This window comes from Mucilaginibacter sp. L196, assembly GCF_009765905.1.
Lineage (GTDB): Bacteria > Bacteroidota > Bacteroidia > Sphingobacteriales > Sphingobacteriaceae > Mucilaginibacter.
Genome location: NZ_LMUO01000004.1, coordinates 26584 through 45408 on the forward strand (window position 1 = coordinate 26584; position 18825 = coordinate 45408).

The 18825-nt window shown below is 39.5% G+C and carries 19 protein-coding genes; 11 read left to right on the top strand and 8 right to left on the bottom strand.

Features of this window, described 5'->3' with window-relative positions; translation table 11 throughout:
• Window positions 1-77 precede the first annotated feature (77 nt).
• Together GSQ74_RS00520 and GSQ74_RS00525 are read left to right on the top strand one after the other, a co-directional pair.
• Complete coding sequence (locus tag GSQ74_RS00520; protein WP_158988964.1) at window positions 78-611, top strand: hypothetical protein; 534 nt, start codon at window positions 78-80, stop codon at window positions 609-611.
• A gap of 59 nt (window positions 612-670) precedes the next feature.
• Complete coding sequence (locus GSQ74_RS00525; RefSeq protein WP_158988966.1) at window positions 671-1597, top strand: DUF72 domain-containing protein; 927 nt, start codon at window positions 671-673, stop codon at window positions 1595-1597.
• 10 nt (window positions 1598-1607) lie between these two features.
• On the opposite strand, the gene GSQ74_RS00530 is transcribed toward GSQ74_RS00525, so the two are convergent.
• From GSQ74_RS00530 to GSQ74_RS00550, 5 genes are read right to left on the bottom strand one after another with little or no spacing between them, the layout of a single operon-like run.
• On the bottom strand, window positions 1608-2300 hold the full coding sequence (locus GSQ74_RS00530) for a DUF1345 domain-containing protein (RefSeq protein ID WP_158988968.1): 693 nt from the start codon (window positions 2298-2300) through the stop codon (window positions 1608-1610).
• Between the two features lie 6 nt (window positions 2301-2306).
• On the bottom strand, window positions 2307-2507 hold the full coding sequence (locus GSQ74_RS00535) for a YwbE family protein (RefSeq protein WP_158988970.1): 201 nt from the start codon (window positions 2505-2507) through the stop codon (window positions 2307-2309).
• A gap of 1 nt (window position 2508) precedes the next feature.
• The gene (gene argH, locus GSQ74_RS00540) at window positions 2509-3843 is read right to left on the bottom strand and encodes an argininosuccinate lyase (protein ID WP_158988972.1); all 1335 of its coding nucleotides are present in this window, start codon (window positions 3841-3843) and stop codon (window positions 2509-2511) included.
• 50 nt (window positions 3844-3893) lie between these two features.
• Entirely contained in the window at window positions 3894-4244 is a 351-nt protein-coding gene (locus GSQ74_RS00545) for a four helix bundle protein (RefSeq protein WP_158988974.1), read from the bottom strand.
• Between the two features lie 39 nt (window positions 4245-4283).
• Complete coding sequence (locus GSQ74_RS00550; protein WP_158988976.1) at window positions 4284-5348, bottom strand: M20 family metallo-hydrolase; 1065 nt, start codon at window positions 5346-5348, stop codon at window positions 4284-4286.
• Window positions 5349-5473: 125 nt separating this feature from the next.
• On the opposite strand from GSQ74_RS00550, the gene GSQ74_RS00555 reads away from it, so the two are divergent.
• Window positions 5474-6142: a basic secretory protein-like protein gene (locus GSQ74_RS00555; protein WP_158988978.1), complete on the top strand. Its 669-nt coding sequence runs from the start codon at window positions 5474-5476 to the stop codon at window positions 6140-6142.
• 1 nt (window position 6143) lies between these two features.
• On the opposite strand, the gene GSQ74_RS00560 is transcribed toward GSQ74_RS00555, so the two are convergent.
• On the bottom strand, window positions 6144-7424 hold the full coding sequence (locus GSQ74_RS00560) for an MFS transporter (RefSeq protein ID WP_158988980.1): 1281 nt from the start codon (window positions 7422-7424) through the stop codon (window positions 6144-6146).
• Between the two features lie 111 nt (window positions 7425-7535).
• Between GSQ74_RS00560 and GSQ74_RS00565 the strand changes: the two genes are divergently transcribed.
• The 4 genes from GSQ74_RS00565 to GSQ74_RS00580 all read left to right on the top strand — a co-directional run bounded on the left by GSQ74_RS00565 (window position 7536) and on the right by GSQ74_RS00580 (window position 10615).
• On the top strand, window positions 7536-8822 hold the full coding sequence (locus GSQ74_RS00565) for a DUF2851 family protein (protein WP_158988982.1): 1287 nt from the start codon (window positions 7536-7538) through the stop codon (window positions 8820-8822).
• Window position 8823: 1 nt separating this feature from the next.
• On the top strand, window positions 8824-9045 hold the full coding sequence (locus tag GSQ74_RS00570; RefSeq protein WP_158988984.1) for a PspC domain-containing protein: 222 nt from the start codon (window positions 8824-8826) through the stop codon (window positions 9043-9045).
• Window positions 9046-9396: 351 nt separating this feature from the next.
• A complete protein-coding gene (locus GSQ74_RS00575) occupies window positions 9397-10302 on the top strand; it encodes a DnaJ C-terminal domain-containing protein (protein WP_158988987.1) in 906 nt (301 codons plus the stop codon).
• A gap of 16 nt (window positions 10303-10318) precedes the next feature.
• Window positions 10319-10615 carry a chaperone modulator CbpM gene (locus GSQ74_RS00580; RefSeq protein WP_158988989.1) on the top strand — a complete coding sequence of 99 codons (297 nt, stop codon included), beginning with the start codon at window positions 10319-10321 and terminating at the stop codon, window positions 10613-10615.
• On the opposite strand, the gene GSQ74_RS00585 is transcribed toward GSQ74_RS00580, so the two are convergent.
• Window positions 10616-12289: a hypothetical protein gene (locus GSQ74_RS00585; protein WP_158988991.1), complete on the bottom strand. Its 1674-nt coding sequence runs from the start codon at window positions 12287-12289 to the stop codon at window positions 10616-10618.
• A 34-nt stretch (window positions 12290-12323) separates the two neighbouring features.
• The gene (locus tag GSQ74_RS00590; RefSeq protein WP_158988993.1) at window positions 12324-13100 is read right to left on the bottom strand and encodes an enoyl-CoA hydratase/isomerase family protein; all 777 of its coding nucleotides are present in this window, start codon (window positions 13098-13100) and stop codon (window positions 12324-12326) included.
• Window positions 13101-13175: 75 nt separating this feature from the next.
• On the opposite strand from GSQ74_RS00590, the gene GSQ74_RS00595 reads away from it, so the two are divergent.
• From GSQ74_RS00595 to GSQ74_RS00610, 4 genes are all read left to right on the top strand, one after another.
• The gene (locus GSQ74_RS00595) at window positions 13176-13808 is read left to right on the top strand and encodes a LysE family translocator (RefSeq protein ID WP_158988995.1); all 633 of its coding nucleotides are present in this window, start codon (window positions 13176-13178) and stop codon (window positions 13806-13808) included.
• A 136-nt stretch (window positions 13809-13944) separates the two neighbouring features.
• The gene (locus tag GSQ74_RS00600) at window positions 13945-16944 is read left to right on the top strand and encodes a PAS domain S-box protein (RefSeq protein WP_158988997.1); all 3000 of its coding nucleotides are present in this window, start codon (window positions 13945-13947) and stop codon (window positions 16942-16944) included.
• Between the two features lie 48 nt (window positions 16945-16992).
• A complete protein-coding gene (locus GSQ74_RS00605) occupies window positions 16993-17364 on the top strand; it encodes a PleD family two-component system response regulator (RefSeq protein ID WP_158988999.1) in 372 nt (123 codons plus the stop codon).
• A gap of 110 nt (window positions 17365-17474) precedes the next feature.
• Entirely contained in the window at window positions 17475-18773 is a 1299-nt protein-coding gene (locus GSQ74_RS00610; RefSeq protein ID WP_158989001.1) for an NRAMP family divalent metal transporter, read from the top strand.
• Window positions 18774-18825 lie beyond the last annotated feature (52 nt).

Below are 18825 nucleotides of genomic sequence, written 5' to 3' on the forward strand. Positions count from 1 at the left end.
ACAAGCGGCAAATCACTAAAGGCAATCTTGTGGCAACTTGTCAATCAAAACGGTATCTTTGTAACTTAATCCTTATCATGAAAAATTTTACAAAACTTTTTATTGCTGGTTTGTCTACTATAACTGCCTTTACTGCTTGTAATAAAACCACTGTAACCACGTCAACTAGTACCACCGGTTCATCTTCTATGAAACTGGCATATAACAATACAAACATGGCATTTAACACTTGCATTGCAATTCAGAGTAGTGTTAACGGGAGTGAGCAATTAATTATATCGGGCTATAATGTAACTAAAAGCCAAATTAGCGATAATAGTTTTGAGGTAGATTTATATGCTGATATTGATAGTATAAAGGTTGGCCAGGTATTTCCCGCTTCCACTATATTTGAACAACCACATAGCATGACGCTGTTCTTTTTTCCGGATACAACTAATGCTTACGTAACTCAGGTAGCTCAGCCAATAGGATCGGTAACTATAACAGCGGTTACTTCTAACGAGATTAGGGGAACATTCTCCGGAGGACTATTTAATTCAGACGATTTTGACGCCTCCGCTTTGATCTATACAATAACCAACGGTTCATTCACAGCTAAGCGCGAGTAATTCCAACCTTATTTTTGTCTTCAATCCTGATAAAATATTATCTTGCCAAAAAATAAACCATGGAATTTGGCAGAGTAACACCGGGAGAATTAGAGGAAGCAGATTTTACGTTACCGCCTGACCCACAGCTAACGATAAAAACGCTTGGTGCCTCAAAAAATGATAAACCTTTTCAGGTTCATGTAGGCTGTGCTAAATGGGGACGTAAGGAATGGGTTGGTAAAATATATCCCCTAAAAACAAAAGACGCCAATTTTTTAGACGAATATGTAAAGCATTTTGATTGCATTGAGCTGAATGCGACGTTTTACAATGTTTATCCACCGCCTACAATCAGTAAATGGAAAGAAAAGGCGAATAGTAACCCTGATTTTAAATTCTGTCCCAAGTTTTCGCAAAGTATCAGCCATATTCGTCGCTTAAAAAACGCGGATGACATAACCACTGTTTATTATGAAGGCATTATGGCCTTCGGCGATAAATTAGGGCCGTTGTTTTTGCAGTTAAGTGATAACTATACACCTAAAAGTTTCCCGGAATTAAAAGTATACCTTGAAAGTCTGCCAAAAGATGTACCGGTATTTGTAGAGTTAAGGCATAAAGAATGGTTTGCCGATGCAACGGTACGTGCGCAAGTATTCGAGCTGTTCCATCAGCTAAATATAGGTGCGGTAATAACCGATGCAACCGGGCGAAGAGATGTTGTACACATGGAACTACCTACACCACATGCCTTCATCCGTTTTGTGGGTAACAGCCTTCACCGTTCCGATTATGCCCGCTGCGACGAATGGGTGGAACGCATAAAGCAATGGCGAAACATGGGCCTGCAATCTGCCTGGTTCTTTATGCATCAGCACGACGAGCGCTACTCGCCTGAATTAGCAGATTACGTAATTGAAAAATTGAATCAGGAATTGGGCACACAATTACAGCGACCAAAATTTATTGACAGGGATAAACCAGCACCGGGATTGTTTGATTAATCCTGGTTCACTATTGCGTTATCAAACCCGATATTACATTAATACTTAATGCAACAATAGCAGTATTAAAAGCAAAAGAAATCAGTCCATGCAGCAGGCATAGTCGACGGATATTCCTATCGGTGATCTGCACGTCAGATACCTGAAAAGTCATCCCAACAACAAATCCGAAGTAAATAAAGTCGAGAAAATCAGGTTCTTTGGTGTCCGGAAAATCAAGTCCTCCACCTTTTTTGGTTCCACCATCGTCGGTATCTGTATCATAAAACAAATGGGCATATCGCAATGAAAATACGGTATGAACAAGCCACCACGATACCGCAACCGCCCCAATAGCTAATAAAATATGTTCATTTTTACCCGTCTCTGATATGCCTTTAGGTGATTTCAGCAGAAATATAATAGCAGCCAAACTTATTACAGATGCTGTTATTATAAACGCGAAAAGAAACGTGCGACTGGAATCCTGCAGTTTGGCTATTTTTTTCACCTCACGGGGATGAGAGGTTAAGATAATGATCCAATTAAAAATAATTATGGTAGATGCACAAGCTATCCAGGTAACCAGGGCAAGCTCCGGGATAGTAAGTTTGTCCAAAAAAATAAAGAAGACTATTACGCTAACCACCAATGCCATCATTAAGCGGTAGTGCGCATCAATTTTGTAGAAAAAACGTTTATCAGTTGCTATTGTATTTGCCATTGTTTGTTAATCTTCTTCGATGATTTCAATAACCCGGCCAACCTGCCCGTCCTCCAATCGCACCTTAATACCACGTGAATGATGTGCGGAGCTTGTCAGCAGATCCTTCACAAACCCACGGGTACGTTTTCCTGAACGCTGATCTTTTTTCAGGATGATATCAACTTCCAATCCCGGATAAATATCTGCTCTGTTTTGGCCGTTCATGTTATTTCACTAATTCTTCAATTGCTTGTTTCACTTTCGCAAAATCAAAACTATTTACCAGCTTGTTAAATGCTTCCTCAATATGCTCATTTCCCAGGTTTCCGATGCTGCCTTCGTGGGTATGGTTGACTTTTTTATCAGGATTAAATTCGCCTTTTTCAATAGCTAAGCCCACTTGCTTGTAAGCATCACGAAATGGGGTACCGCTTAAAGTCAGGCGGTTCACTTCTTCTACGCTAAACAGGTAAGCATATTTCGGGTCATTCAATATATCCGTTTTTACGGTAATGTTTTGCAGCATAAAAGTTGCCATGTGCAGGCAGCTTTTCAACTCCGTAAACGCAGGGAATAACAATTCCTTAAGCAACTGCAATTCGCGGTGGTACCCTGATGGCAAATTGGTAGTCATCATGGCCACATCATTTGGCAACGCCTGTATGCGGTTGCATTTGCCGCGCATAATTTCCCAAACATCAGGATTCTTTTTATGCGGCATAATACTGCTGCCGGTAGTTAAGGTATCAGGATAGCTTACAAAAGCAAAATTCTGGCTCAAATACAAAGCCTGATCCATAGCCATTTTAGCCAATGTAGCCGCGATAGATGATAAAGCTTGCGCGATGATACGCTCAGTTTTACCACGGCCCATTTGCGCGTAAACCACATTATAGTTAAGACTATCAAAACCTAACAATTTGGTAGTTAAAGTACGGTTTAACGGGAATGAAGAGCCATAACCCGCAGCCGAACCTAATGGATTTTTATTAGTGATTTTATAAGCAGCCAAAACCAGTTCCAAATCATCCGACAAACTTTCAGCATAAGCACCAAACCATAAGCCGAAGGATGATGGCATAGCTACCTGCAAATGGGTATAGCCCGGCAAAAGAACATCTTTATATTTTTCGCTCAGCTCAATTAACTGGCGAAACAAAATTTGAGTTTCCTCAACCACTTGTTGTAATTCGTTTCTGAAGAATAATTTGAGATCAACCAAAACCTGGTCATTACGGGAGCGACCGCTATGTATTTTCTTACCGGCATCGCCAATGCGCTGGGTAAGCAACATTTCTACCTGAGAGTGCACATCTTCAACACCAGGCTCTATGGTAAAATTACCTTGCTCAATATCTTTATAAATGGCTTTTAATTCGCGCTGAACTAATTTCAGATCATCGCTGCTCATCAATCCAATGCTTTCCAGCATTTGGGTATGCGCCAGTGATCCCAGCACATCAAAAGCCGCCATTTGATGATCAAATTCCGTATCACGGCCAACGGTAAAGCTTTCTACCAGTTGATTAACATTTGTAGTTTTTTGCCACAATTTACTCATTCAATTTACGATTTACGATTTACGATTTACGATTACGCGTAAATAATAAATCAATTTCCACGTGATGTATTTATTGCTGCAACAATTATAGAAAGAAGTTCATTACCTTCCTTATAAATAGGCACTATTTTTTCTCGCATTTCGGTATTAAGTTCTACCAATAATTCCATAAAAAACAGTGTTTCGTCTAATTCTTCTTCTACAATCTTTAACTTATTGATGAAGTCGGCTTTGGATTTAGCTCTACAAGCAGCGCGATAATTAGCTCCGACAGAACTCGCACTTCTATTTAACTGATCTGCGTAATTACGATTTACTATGTTATTAGGAATATTAAGTACTAATCTCGCATTTGCAATAGCATAGTTTTTAGTACGAAGCAATAACTCATCCTTAGTCATATCTTAAAATTGCAATCGTAAATCTAAAATCGTAAATCATTACACCAAACGCTCCAACATTTTCACATACAATTCAATCCCTTCCTTAATCTCATCCACATAAACAAACTCATCAGCAGTATGCGAGCGTGCAGAGTCGCCGGGCCCAACTTTGATGGATTGGATATCCAGTAACGATTGATCAGATGTAGTAGGCGAACCATAAGTTGTTCTACCTAAAGCTATACCTGCTTGCACAATCGGATGTTCTTTATCTATTGATGATGGTTTTAACCTGATCGACCTCGGTTTAATATCGCATTTCACATGCTGACGGATTATTTCCAGCACTTCTTCATTACGGTAAGCATCGGTTACCCTCACATCAACGGTAAATACACAGCTTGCAGGTACCACGTTATGCTGTGAACCCGCATTTATGATAGTAACCGACATCTTGATCGGTCCAAAAACTTCTGATTCTTTAGGGAAACGGAAGGTCCGGAACCATTCAATATCCGCTAACGCATTGTAAATAGCATTCTCGCCTTCCTCGCGTGCAGCGTGACCAGCCTTTCCATGTGCAGTACAATCCAACACCATTAAACCGCGTTCGGCAATAGCTAACTGCATAAGGGTTGGTTCACCAACTATACCAAAATCAAGCTGACCTAATTCAGGAATAATCAGTTCTAAACCATTAACGCCTGATATTTCTTCTTCGGCAGTAGTGGCCAAACAAAAATTATATTTTAGATTTTCTTTGTTGTAAAAATAAAGGAAGGTTGCTATCAACGATACCAAACATCCACCGGCATCATTGCTGCCTAAGCCATAAAGTTTGCCATCTTCAATCTTAGCATCGTAAGGATCGCGGGTATAACCTGAATTTGGTTTTACGGTATCGTGGTGCGAATTCAATAAAATTGTAGGCTTCGCCGGATCGAAATGTTTATTCCAGGCCCAAAGATTATTTAATTTACGATGCATGGTAATACCATGGCCTTTCATAAATTCCTGGATGGTATCGGCGGTTTTATCCTCCTCTTTGCTGAATGATGGTATCGAAATCAGTTTTTGCAACAACGCTACTGCCTGATCAAAAAGTTTTTCTGTATCGGTCATAAATATATGTGCGCAAAAATAATCTTTTTATGAAGATAGCGGGTATATAGCGGCTATATTGTATAGTCATTATAATATTACAAACACAAAAAGGCTGTTTAAACTATAATTTTTAACTTGTCGTCATGAAAACTGCCTCCATCATACTTATGCTATTCTTATGCCTTGTTATCAACGCAAACGGGCAAAAAACTACTATTTATAACAATCACGGCTACAAACTTACTTTTATAAATTATGATGCTACGCTTGATAGCGCCGAACAAGCCCGCATGGTAAACACCTTTTACATTGTATATCCTGAACTTGCAAAAGCTTATAATAAAAACACGCTAAAGGCTGTTACGATGGTGATTGATACCACTTATAAAGGCGTTGCCGAAACTGATAACGGCAAGGTTACCATAAGCAATATATGGATGCACAAACACCCGGAAGATATTGATGTGATAACTCACGAGGTAATGCACATTGTACAGGATTATGGCAATAGCGACGGCCCAGGCTGGTTAACCGAAGGAATTGCCGATTATGCCCGTTATAAATTCGGTATTAACAACAAAGCGGCTAACTGGAAACTTCCTGATTACAAACCAACCCAAAATTACACCGATGCTTACCGGGTAACTGCCCGCTTTTTGGTTTGGATAGAGAAAAACTACAATCCCAAAACTGTGATCTCCTTAGATGATCAAATGCGTAAGCATGTTTATACCGATGCATCATGGCAACAGTTAACCGGTAAATCGCTGGATGATTTATGGAAAACTTATATCGCGAACCCAGTGATATAGTTTATTCGCCTTCTATTTTCGAATGCTTTTGGGTATCAAGCATACTCACATAAACTATTAAGGATACTGCTATACAAATTGCAACATACCAGTAAAACCACCCCTGGTGGCCTTCGTTCTTAAATAAAAGCGCAATATATTCAGCAGTACCGCCAAACAATGATACCGCAATGGCATAAGGAAAGCCAACGCCAAGTGCCCTTACATTTGCCGGAAAAAGCTCGGCTTTTACTACCGCATTTATACTGGTATAAGCACTAACAATAAGTAATGCCAGCATAATTAAAGCAAAAGCAACCCATACATTACGGGTATCTGCTAAAAAATAAAGGATTGGCACAGTTGTAATTGTTCCTAAAATACCGAATGCTATCAGTACAGGTTTCCGCCCAATTTTATCAGATAACAAGCCAATTACAGGTTGTATCAGCATAAAAATCACCAACGTAAGTGTAGATATTAACGTAGCGCTGTTTTTAGAGAACCCAGAAGTATTTACCAAAAACTTTTGCATGTAAGTGGTAAAGGTGTAAAAAGCCACCGTACCGCCAAGCGTTAAGCCAATAACCGTGAGCACCGCTTTGGGGTGCTTCAATAACTCGCTAAAAGTGCCGCGTTTGGCGATAGAGCGTTCATCCTTTGTTATCTCTACCGACTCCTGTAAACTACGCCTTAAATACATAGTAATTATCGCCAAAAATGCCCCGATGCCAAAAGGGATACGCCAACCCCATGCATGTAGTTGCGCTTCGGTCAGGAACACCCGTTGCAATAAAACCAATACTCCTAATGCTATTAACTGCCCCATAATGAGCGTTACATATTGAAAACTGGAATAAAACCCACGATGCTTTTTGGTAGCGATTTCACTTAAATAAGTGGCACTGGTGCCGTACTCTCCACCAACACTTATACCTTGAATAACACGGGCTAATACTAATATGATTGGCGCGGCAATACCAATCTGTTTATAACCAGGAATCACCGCTATTATTAATGAGCCTAAACTCATTAACAGTACTGAATATGTTAAAGCAGTTTTACGCCCCCGTTTATCAGCAAAAGTACCCATTAACCAACCGCCAATTGGTCGCATTAAAAAGCCTATGGCAAATACCCCGGCAGTATCTAATAATTCGGCTGTTTGATTACCGGATGGAAAGAAAGCATGAGCGAAATACAGGGAAAATGCAGAGTACACATACCAGTCGTACCACTCAACCAAGTTACCTAATGATCCACCTATGATTGATTTTATTCGGCTTGCGGTTGTTTGCTGCATAATTGGTGATGGAGAAAAGAGGTTTTCAATAGTTTAAAAATACATTTATAAATTATATATTTATTATAACAGAATTAAACTTAAACCAAATCATCAACTCACTGAACTAGAATGCTTTTCACCGAAGACTTTTTACACTATGTATGGAAATTCAGGTTATTTGATAACACTGACCTGAAAACTGTTGACGGTGAAGCTATTCATATCTTCTCCGCAGGCATCCATAACACCCATTCCGGTCCGGATTTCAGTAATGCCCGGATCCGTATTGGCGATACCACATGGGCGGGTAATGTGGAGATACATGTACCCTCGTCAGATTGGCGAAAGCATAATCATACCAATGATGAAGCTTATAAAAACGTAATACTGCACGTAGTTTACCGTGACGATGAACCGGTGATTACAGCCGATGGCAATAAGTTGCCGACTTTGGAATTGGAAAACCGCATATCACCAGATTTATATAATCGGTTTCACTCTTTGGTTTATGGTAATCAAACTATTATTCCTTGCGAAGGAAACATTGGTCATATTGATGATATGACTATACGCTCATGGCTTACCCGCGTGTTGGTAGAGCGTTTGGAAAAACGTGCAGAAACGGTGATCAAAGCACTCGATCAAAATCGTGGCGACTGGGAAGAAACTTTCTATCAGTTTTTGGCGGCTAACTTCGGTTTCAAAACCAATGCTTTACCTTTTGAAATGCTAGCAAAATCATTACCACAAAATATCCTCGCGAAGCATAAAAACAACCCACTGCAAATTGAAGCGTTAATATTCGGTCAGGCTGGTTTTTTGGAGGGAGATATTGTGGATGAATATCCGAAGAAACTAAAAACAGAATATGATTTTCTGCGCAAAAAATATAGCCTTACCCCCATTGAAAACCATTTATGGAAGTTTTTGCGCATGCGGCCACAGAATTTCCCAACCATCAGGCTGGCGCAATTTGCCGCGTTAATCATAAAATCCAATCACCTATTTTCTAAAATTTTAGACATTCGTGAAGTAAAAGGGTTGCGTGACCTATTTACCGAAATACAGGTAAATCCCTATTGGGAAGAACATTATCGATTTGATATGCCATCCAAGCCGTCATCAAAAAACTTGGGGCAATCATCGGTTGATGTATTGCTATTAAACACTTTAGCGGTTTTCCTGTTTAGTTATGGGAAGCACTTGCAGCTGGAATATTATATAAGCCGCAGCATGAAGCTTTTAGAGAGTTTGCCCAAGGAAGAAAACAATATTATTAACGATTTTGACGTTTTAGGGGTGAAAGTTAAAAATGCATTCGAGTCACAGGCTTTATTGGAGTTAAGGAATAATTATTGTAACTTTAAAAAGTGCCTGCAATGCGGTATAGGTAACAAAATATTGAAACTGGCCTGATATGTTACAGCGAATACTTACATTTTTTGAACGATACTCTTTTGGGGTTTGTACCTATTTAGGTCAGCGCTTTAATATATCTATCAATAAAATCAGGCTTTTCTTCATCTACTCGTCGTTCCTGGCAGTAGGTTTCCCGCTCATATTCTACATATTCGCCGGTATAGTGCTTGATATTCGCAATTACGTAAAACGCGTACATACACGCGTTACCGATCTTTAAAACAGGGATACGCCGCGCACCGTAAATTGCAGAACGTTGAAAGCTGCCCGCATATTTATAAGTACGCTTTGTACCCCAATATCTAAGCCCCCTCTAAATCTCCCCCGGTAGTGGAGACTGTAGCTTCGTTTTTTTTAAGTCCTCCCTTCCGGGGAGGGTTGGGCTTTTACCCAAGTTATTTAGCTAATTATTGATTGATATATGATAAGACTCATATTTTCACACTTAGTTGCATTGTATTTTTCACAGCAATAAGTGCTACCTTTATTTATCTGTTAATAAACATTTATTGTTAAAACTAAGCCGCGCTTTTTGCGGTTAATATATACCAACTACTACTTACATAGCTATATGGCTTTTATTGATTATTATAAAATTTTAGGTCTGGATAAGAAAGCATCAGACAAAGACATTAAGAGTGCTTACCGTAAACTGGCCCGTAAATATCACCCTGATCTTAATCCTAACGATTCCGAGTCGCACAAAAAATTCCAGCAGCTGAATGAAGCTAATGAAGTATTAAGCGATCCTGAAAAGCGTAAAAAATACGATCAATATGGCGAGAATTGGCAACATGGCGAAGCTTATGAACAACAACGCCAGCAGCAACAAAGCCGCCAGCAGAGTTATGGCGGTGCGCAAGGTTTTGGCGGATTTGGTGGTGGTAGCGGAGGCGAAGATTTTTCTGATTTCTTTAATTCGATGTTTGGTGGTGCGGCCGGTGGCGGGCGTAGCGGCAGGCAAGCCAAATACCGCGGACAAGATTATAATGCCGAACTCAATTTGAGCTTGCGCGATGTAAGCGAAACTCAAAAACAAACCATTACCGTTAACGGCAAAAATCTGCGTATAACTATACCGGCAGGTGTAGAGAACGGCCAAACCATAAAAATTACCGGCCATGGCGGACCGGGTGTTAATGGTGGCCCAGCAGGTGATTTATTTATAGCATTTTCAGTGAGCAACGATCCAAGATTTAAAAGAAGCGGAAACGATCTTTATAATACCATTAAACTTAACTTATATACAGCGGTGCTGGGCGGAGAAATAACTGCCGAAACACTTACCGGTAAAGTAAAACTAAAAATTCCTGCAGAAACGCAGAATGGAACCAAAGTAAAGCTAAAAGGCAAAGGAATGCCGGTATATAAAAAAGAAGGTCAGTTTGGCGATTTGTATTTGACCTATGAGATAGAGATACCAACTAAGCTTACCGACAAACAAAAAGAATTATTTGAAGAGTTATCAAAACTGTGATATTAAATAAAACAAGATGGCAACAGGAAACTTAATAGCGACAACTGATTTTTGTGTGTATTATAATATTGAATATACCTTCATCAATTCGTTACAGGAAGCTGGTTTGGTGCAGATCAAAACGGTTAATGAAACCACCTATATACCAGAAACGGAACTGCAAAAACTGGAACGCATGATACACCTGCATCATGACCTGGAAATAAACGTAGCGGGAATCGAAGCCATCACACATCTACTTGATCGTGTAGAGCAAATGCAGGAAAATATGCGTGGTTTAAGAAACCGCTTACGTTTGTACGAAGACGAATAATTATAGCTGATACTTTTCTCTTAACTGTTCACTTACCTTACCCGCATCATTAACAACAGATTGCGGATAGCCTAAAGATTGGAGTATAGCTATACCATTTTTATTCTTAAGCAAACCTTCTTTTATTTTGTAATCAAATACCAGGCGTTTATCGTCTACTAGTTCTTCAAAAGAGTATATCGCATATTCATCGCCCAACAATTCGGCAAGCTCCAGGTCGTGGGTTGATACAAAGACAAAGTTGCGGTTAGCCGTAAGGTATGATAATACTGATTTCGCAGCGGCTATTCGCTCTATAGTATTTGTCCCCCGGAATATTTCGTCGATGATCACCAGACTTCTGAAGGGCTCGTTAATTCCGCATTTGTTTACAATATCCAGCACAGCTAATGCCTCAGCCTGAAAATAGCTTTTATGCTCTTCAATGTCATCGCTAACCCGTATGCTGGTATGTATATTCAGCAAAGGCGCATGGTATTCCTTTGCGCAACAAGTATAAATAGTTTGGGCCAATAAAGTATTTAAAGCAACGGCGCGTATAAAAGTAGTTTTACCCGACATATTTGATCCCGTAATCAATCCCCCCTTATCTACATTGCTGAATATGGAATTGGCTACACAATTCTCAACCAACGGATGATATAGTTCTGTGATCTTTAATTCACCATCACTAACAGAAAATTCAGGCTTGGCATAATAGGGTAAGCCAATTCTTACAGAATCAATGGAGATCAGTATATCAATTTCTGCAACATATTTATAAACCGTCTCAATTTCCTTACGGGATTTATTTACCCGTTTAATTGAGGTGATAAACATTAATGGTTCCAATAAAAACACGGTTTTTATAAACTCGAATATCGCCGCAAAAATATCAGTAGGATCGCTTCCGATGCCATTCTGAAAGTTCACAAAGAGTAGGGAACGTTTTAATTTATCAACCTTGCTCAAGCTATTTAAAACGGTTTCATTTCCGCGTACGGCTACATTCCTTATTAGCCACCAACCTACTTTATTTAGTAAAAGCAATTGTGGCAATGAATGTGTATACTGTGCTACCTTACCTTTATTTTTATAATGAAGGGCTGTGTTAAGTATTGCCAATCCCAGTAATGCTAAAAAATAAACCTGGCTATGAACCAGGCACAACATTACAATTAGGCATATCATCACTATCCACGAAATTTGAATATATGATGTTTGCAGTGGCGTAAATAAAGGCTGCTGTTCCTTTACAAACAACTCCGGCAGGTAGCAGGAATTTATTGTGTTGAGTTTTGATAGCTCCAGTTCAATTCTTTCCTGTTTAGCACGATCTTTCCCTAACCATGTTATATCCTCATCTAACTGTTTAAGCACATCAATATCCAGCTCCGGATCATGTAATTTTTTATATAGATACTGCTGGCCGGGTTTCGAATTTGTCCGGTCGACGTAAGCGAAAACGTTATCCAGGTCAAGATCATTTGCTGTAGTACCGGTAATTTTACCGGGATTAACATCTGAGTCCAGGTAAATTCTCACCAAATTAAAATTCGGGTCGTTATAATAAGGCTTGCCCCATTTTTCCTTTATCGCGGTTATTTTCTTTTTTGTATCAAGCCATCTTCTATAAAAAGCTAACGACACGATAAGCACAATAATTAGTATGATCCCTAGTATCCAATAAATCATTCGTGATAGGTGTTTAAATATTCAGGGTGATTTATTAGCGTTTGCCACTCAAAAAGCCATGTAAAGCCTGTTGTGTAAATTCAGATAACACCAATTCCCCGCTAATAGCAGCCCGTTGTTTTAATAGCTCATCCCAGTCTTCTGTGCCTTCCCATAAAATTTGCTTTAAGCCGGTTAATGCTTCCGGATGATAGGATGCCAGCTTCTCGGCAAGTGCGTTAACCGCTTCATCAAGGCTGGCTATATCAGCATAAACCTCATTAAACAAACCTTTCTCTTTAGCCCATTGTGCCGTTTGAAAATCAACAGCACGAATAGTAAGCTGAGAAAATGCCGGTAAACCAATTTTACGGGTAACAGCCGGAGATATTACAAACGGACCGATACCAATAGCCAACTCGCTCAATTTTATCGACGCCGCTTCGGTTGCCAGGCAGTAATCTGCTGCGGCAGCAAGCCCTACCCCACCACCTACAGATTTACCCTGCACCCGGGCAATAACAATTTTGGATGATTTCCTGCAGGCATTTATAACCCTGGCAAAGCCTAAAAAAAATTGGGCACCTGCCTCTTTATCCTTTATTTGCAATAATTCATCAAAACTGGCGCCTGCGCAAAAGGTACGGTCGCCCTCACTTTTCAACAAGATAATACGGGTTTGCGGGTCATTACCGGCGCTTTCAATTTTCTCGGTAAGCTCATCCAAAAGTGCTGATGGCAATGAATTTTGTGCGGGATGATAAAAGCTAATGGTTGCAATACCGCTATTGCTGATGTTTAAAGACACATTTCCGTTATCGGCTGATGACATATGTAGATAATAAATGGATGTATAAAGATTTATAAAATTACTTATTTTACAGCTTAATAATTTAAAGATAAAAGTATGTTCACATTCCAACATCTCTACTTATTTTTCATAGCATCCTTATTGCTTAACCTAACGCCCGGTAATGATATGCTATATGTGGCATCCAGGAGTATTTCACAAGGAACCAGGGCTGGAATAGTTTCTGCATTGGGAATATTCGTGGGCTGTTTTGTACATATACTGGCTGCGGTATTGGGCATCTCCATCATCATCGCAAAATCAGCTTACGCGTTCGAGATCGTTAAATTTGCGGGAGCCGGGTACTTGATCTACCTTGGTATAAAATCAATTATCACTAAACCAAATGTTGATACGAAAAACGAAAAACCAATCAAGGCCAATTATTGGAAATTATTTAAGCAGGGCGTAATTACCAATGCACTTAACCCAAAAGTTGCTATCTTCTTTTTGTCTTTTCTACCTCAATTCATTGATGTTGCTTCCCCGTATTTTAAAGTTCAGCTATTCACTTTAGGCGCTTGGTTTGATATACAGGGATCGCTTTTGCTAATTGTTGTCGCCTGCATTTTAGGAAAAACAAAAGATTTCTTTAAGCAGAACCCGAAAGTGTGGTTGATACAGGAAAAAATAACAGGATTTATATTAATTGGCTTAGGCATTAAAATAGCGCTGCTGACAAAAAAGTAGCTATTAATGGTTACTTATACATAACTTAGATAAAGCCTATCTCTTTAGTTGAAAAATTATCATGTTCTATTTAAAACATTTACACCCGTTACCTGATTTTTTGTTTTAAAATTGTATTTGTTTTTCCAGCTTAAAAATGAATAGCGACCCTAACTTATTGTACCCGGAAAATGAGAATATTTTCAGAACACTGATTGAGGAATCACCTACGCCTGTTGGATTATATATCGGGCGCGAAATGGTTATTCAGTTGGCTAATAAGGCTATTTTGAATATTTGGGGGAAAGATGAATCCATCATTGGTAAAACATTCAGCCAGGCATTACCCGAATTGGAGGGGCAACCCTTCTTTCAGTTATTAGATAACGTTTACACCAGTGGTATTGCTTACGAAGCCACAGAAGATCGTGTGGATTTGCTTGTTGATAGGGAAATGCAGATATTCTATTTTAATTTAATATACAAGCCACTAAAAGATAAAAAAGGTAATGTTTGGGGAGTGCTTAATACAGTTACGGATGTAACAGAACTGGTAACAACCCGCCAAAAGCTAGCCGAATCTGAACAACGTATACAATTTGCTATTGACTCTGCAGAGATAGGTACATGGGACATTGACCGGATAAAAGGCACCATTGTTTGGAATGATCGCAGCAGCGAGCTCTACGGTTTTCCGAAAGGAACACAAGTAACCATACATAATGTGCGTGACAATGTACATCCTGATGATGCCGAACGTATAACTAATTCTGTAAAAATTGCTACCGACCCCAAAACAGGTGGTAGTTATGATGATATATTCAGAACTATTGATGCAGTAACTAAAAAAACACGTTGGGTAAAGTGTAAAGGAAAGGCTTATTTTAATGACGAGGGCATATGTTATCGCTTTGCCGGCACAACGCTTGATATTACTAAAGATGTACAATCGCGCGAGGAACAGCAAAAACTAATAGCCCTGGTTGAAAACAGTGCTGATGTTATTGGCATTACGGATTTAAGCTCCACTGTAACCTATTTAAATAAAGCAGGCTATGAGTTATTGGGCTTAGATGATCCGGATCAAGCACCAAAATCACCTGCCGATTATTACATGCCCACAGATGCCAAAAAACTGTACGAAGAAGCACTGCCTGCAATTATAAAAACAGGAAGATGGTCGGGCGAAATGAATTACCGGCATTTTAAAACAGGTGAACCTATTCCTGTTTATTTAAATGTTTTTAGAATAGATGATCCTGAAACAGGGCTGTCAATTGGCAGGGCATCATCAGCCAGAGACCTGCGCCCTGAAAAACGAGCCCGTAATGAGCAATCTAAGTTGCTTTCACTCATTGACCATAGTTCTGATTTTATAAGTTTGTCCGATCTTGATGGCAATGTGAGCTATGTTAATGCAGCAGGAATGAAAATGTTGGGAATTACCTCGTCATCTATTTTCAAGCATAATAGTGAGTATATAATGCCTGGCGAGATTGATAGGCTACAAAATGAGGTTAATAAAACATTGACGGAGAAAGGCCGTTGGTCGGGATATATCAACTATCGCCACTTCGAAACAGGTGAGCCAATTCCTGTTTTTGCCACAAGCATGCTGGTTTACGATGCCGTAACAGGCAAACCACAAGGCAGGGCAAGTATAGCCCGCGATTTAAGACGTGAAATTGCCGACAGGAAAGCGCTTGCTGAAAGTGAACATTTGCTAAAAAATATCACCAAAGAAAGCCCTACCGCACTTTGGATGTCGGATGACAAGGCGAATATTATCTATATCAATCAAACATGGATAGATTGGACCGGCCTGAGTTTTGAAGAAAGCATGGCCCGGGGTTGGACAATGGCCATTGTGCAGGAAGACAGGCAACGTGCAATTGACCAATTCATTAAAGATTTAAAAGCTCGTAAAAGCTACACGGTTGATTTTAGGATAAAGCTTAAAAATGGCGAGATACGCTGGTGCACCGCAACCGGTAACCCTCAATATAAACATGATGGCACCTTTGCAGGCTATATAGGTGCATGTACAGATGTTACTGAGAAAGTACTATCCGATCAGCAAATCAAACAAACAAATGAGGATTTAAACAACCAGATAAAACAGTTTGAGTTTGTAACAGGATTTATGCCGGTACAGCTATGGACCGCCACAACTGATGGTGAAATTGATTTTGTAAATAATCGTACCATTGAATATTTTGGCTTACCTACTGAAAAAATTATCGGACCCGGGTGGCAATATCTTATTCATCCTGACGACCTTACACCTTGCATTGAAGTTTGGTCACATTCTTTAGACACCGGAGAGCCTTATCAGTTTGAATTTAGATTGCGTGATAAGAATCGTGTTTATAAGTGGCACCTAACGCGTGCGCTGCCCTTTTACAACGATGGCGAGGTTGTAAAATGGTTTGGTACCAATACCGATATTGATGATCAAAAACAATTGCAACGCCAAAAAGATGATTTTTTAGGTATTGCCAGCCATGAGTTAAAAACTCCTGTAACCAGTATAAAAGCTTATGCCCAGGTATTAGGCGCTATGCTGACCAAAGAAGGCGAAACTAAAAAAGCCGACATGGTTTTAAGGATGGACGCCCAGGTAAACCGCCTAACCAATTTGATAGGGGATTTATTGGATGTTACCAAGATAAATTCGGGCAGATTACAGTTTAATAAAACATGGTTCGATTTTAACCAGGCTATTAGGGAGTGTATTGAAGATTTACAACATACCACTAAAAAACATAACCTAATTGAGGATTTTGCCGAAGCGGGACAGGTTTACTCGGACAAGGACAGGATTGGACAAGTAGTCATTAATTTAATTACTAATGCCATAAAGTACTCGCCGCATTCAGATAAAATCATTATCAGCACTAAACTGGAAGATAAAGAAATTATTGTTTGCGTACAGGATTTTGGAATTGGTATACCTAATGATAAAACCGATAAAGTATTTGAACAATTTTATCGTGTAAGTGGGAATAAACAGCATACTTTCCCCGGATTGGGGTTAGGATTATACATTTCATCAGAAATTATTAAACGTGAAGGAGGCAGAATGTGGGTAAACAGCATTGAAGGAAAAGGGTCTACTTTTTGCTTCGCTTTGCCTGCATATGATTCATCAATATGAATATGCCCTGATTACATTAATAATTAATTTAACTTATTAACCGAAACAATGAGCTTAAAGCATAAAAAGATAATGATTGCCGACGACGATCCCGGAATAGTTGATGCAGTTGAAATGCTGCTGGAATTTGAAGGGTATGATGTAATATCAACCGTTGATGGCAGCACTGTTTTGGACATGAAAGAGAATCTTCCCGATCTTTTATTATTAGATATATGGATGTCAGGCGAAGACGGCCGGGATATATGCAAAAAGTTAAAGCAGGAGCCACTTACAAAAAACATCCCGATTATTATGGTATCGGCCAGTCGTGATATCGAAGAATCGGCTATAGAAGCAGGCGCTGATGATTTTTTAGCTAAACCTTTTGAAATGAATGAGCTGTTAAAAAAAATTGAGGATTTGACCAGGTACTTATAGCTTTTAACAATATCATTGTGCGTAAAGGTTATATAACTTTTATATTTAAACATTTAGGTATGTAAAGTGTATATTTAATAACCATATATTATACATTTTACACCCCAAAAATGCCGGCAAAATCTGCACCAAAACATCCCCGCAAAAAAATCTGGAAATTTTTCACCCTATTAGGCCCAGGCTTAACCACCGGTGCTGCCGATGATGATCCATCCGGCATTGCCACCTACTCACAAACAGGCGCCCAATTTGGTTACGGGCAACTATGGACAGCCTTGTACATGCTGCCATTTATGACTGCTGTGCAAGAGGCCTGCGCACGTATTGGCTTAGTTACCGGCAAGGGAATAGCTGCTGTTGTTAAACAACACTACAGCCGTAAAGTATTATATGCGGTAGTTGGCCTGGTAGTACTTGCTAACACTATAAATATAGGTGCTGATATTGGCGCAATGGCATCTGCCGCGCAATTATTAATACCCGCTATCCCATTTGTTATCCTCACTTTGTTTTTCACTGTGACAATATTAGTCCTGGAAATTTTTACTAATTACAAGGTTTACTCCAAAATACTTAAATGGCTTGCACTGGCTCTGCTGGCCTACCCTATTACGGTATTCATCGTACATGAGCCTTGGTTAACCGTGTTAAAAGCAACGGTTGTTCCTCATTTCGAATTCAGTTTTGCATTTCTGTTTATCATTACTGGTGTTTTAGGTACTACAATATCTCCATATATGTTTTTTTGGGAGGCATCTCAGGAGGTTGAAGAAGTAAAAGAAGAAGACAGAATGATAACAGGTAAACCTGTTATGAGCTGGCAACGCATAAAACGCATGCGGGTTGATAATAATGCAGGTATGATCATATCTGAGATTACTACCTGGTGCATATTGGTGGTCGCTGGAACTGTTTTACATAACAGTGGCGTACATGATATTAATACTGCCGCGGATGCCGCGAAAGCTTTAGAACCCTTGGTGCATTCATTCCCAAATTCCGGTTTTTTATCAAAACTGATCTTTTCTATTGGTATAATCGGTTTAGGCTTATTGGCAGTACCGGTGCTTTCTGGTTCAGCAGCCTATGCTGTTGCCGAAGCTGTTAACTGGAAAGCCAGCTTAAATTTTAAATTAAAACAAGCACATGGCTTTTATGGCATTATCACCATTGCCACCCTTATAGGGTTAATGATAAATTTTGTGGGGATAGATCCTGTTAAAGCATTGGTATACGCCGCGGTATTAAACGGCGTTGCAGCCGTACCTCTACTATTTTTGATCGCTAAAATTGGCAGTAATGAAAAAATTATGGGTGAATACAAAAGTGGTTTACTATCAAATAGTTTAGTATGGTTTACATTTGTTGCTATGGGTGCAGCGGCCGTTGCCATGTTTTTCACGTTGTAATTCTTGTATAAGTTTAATTAACAATTACTCTTGCAATAGCGCTAAATGCCAA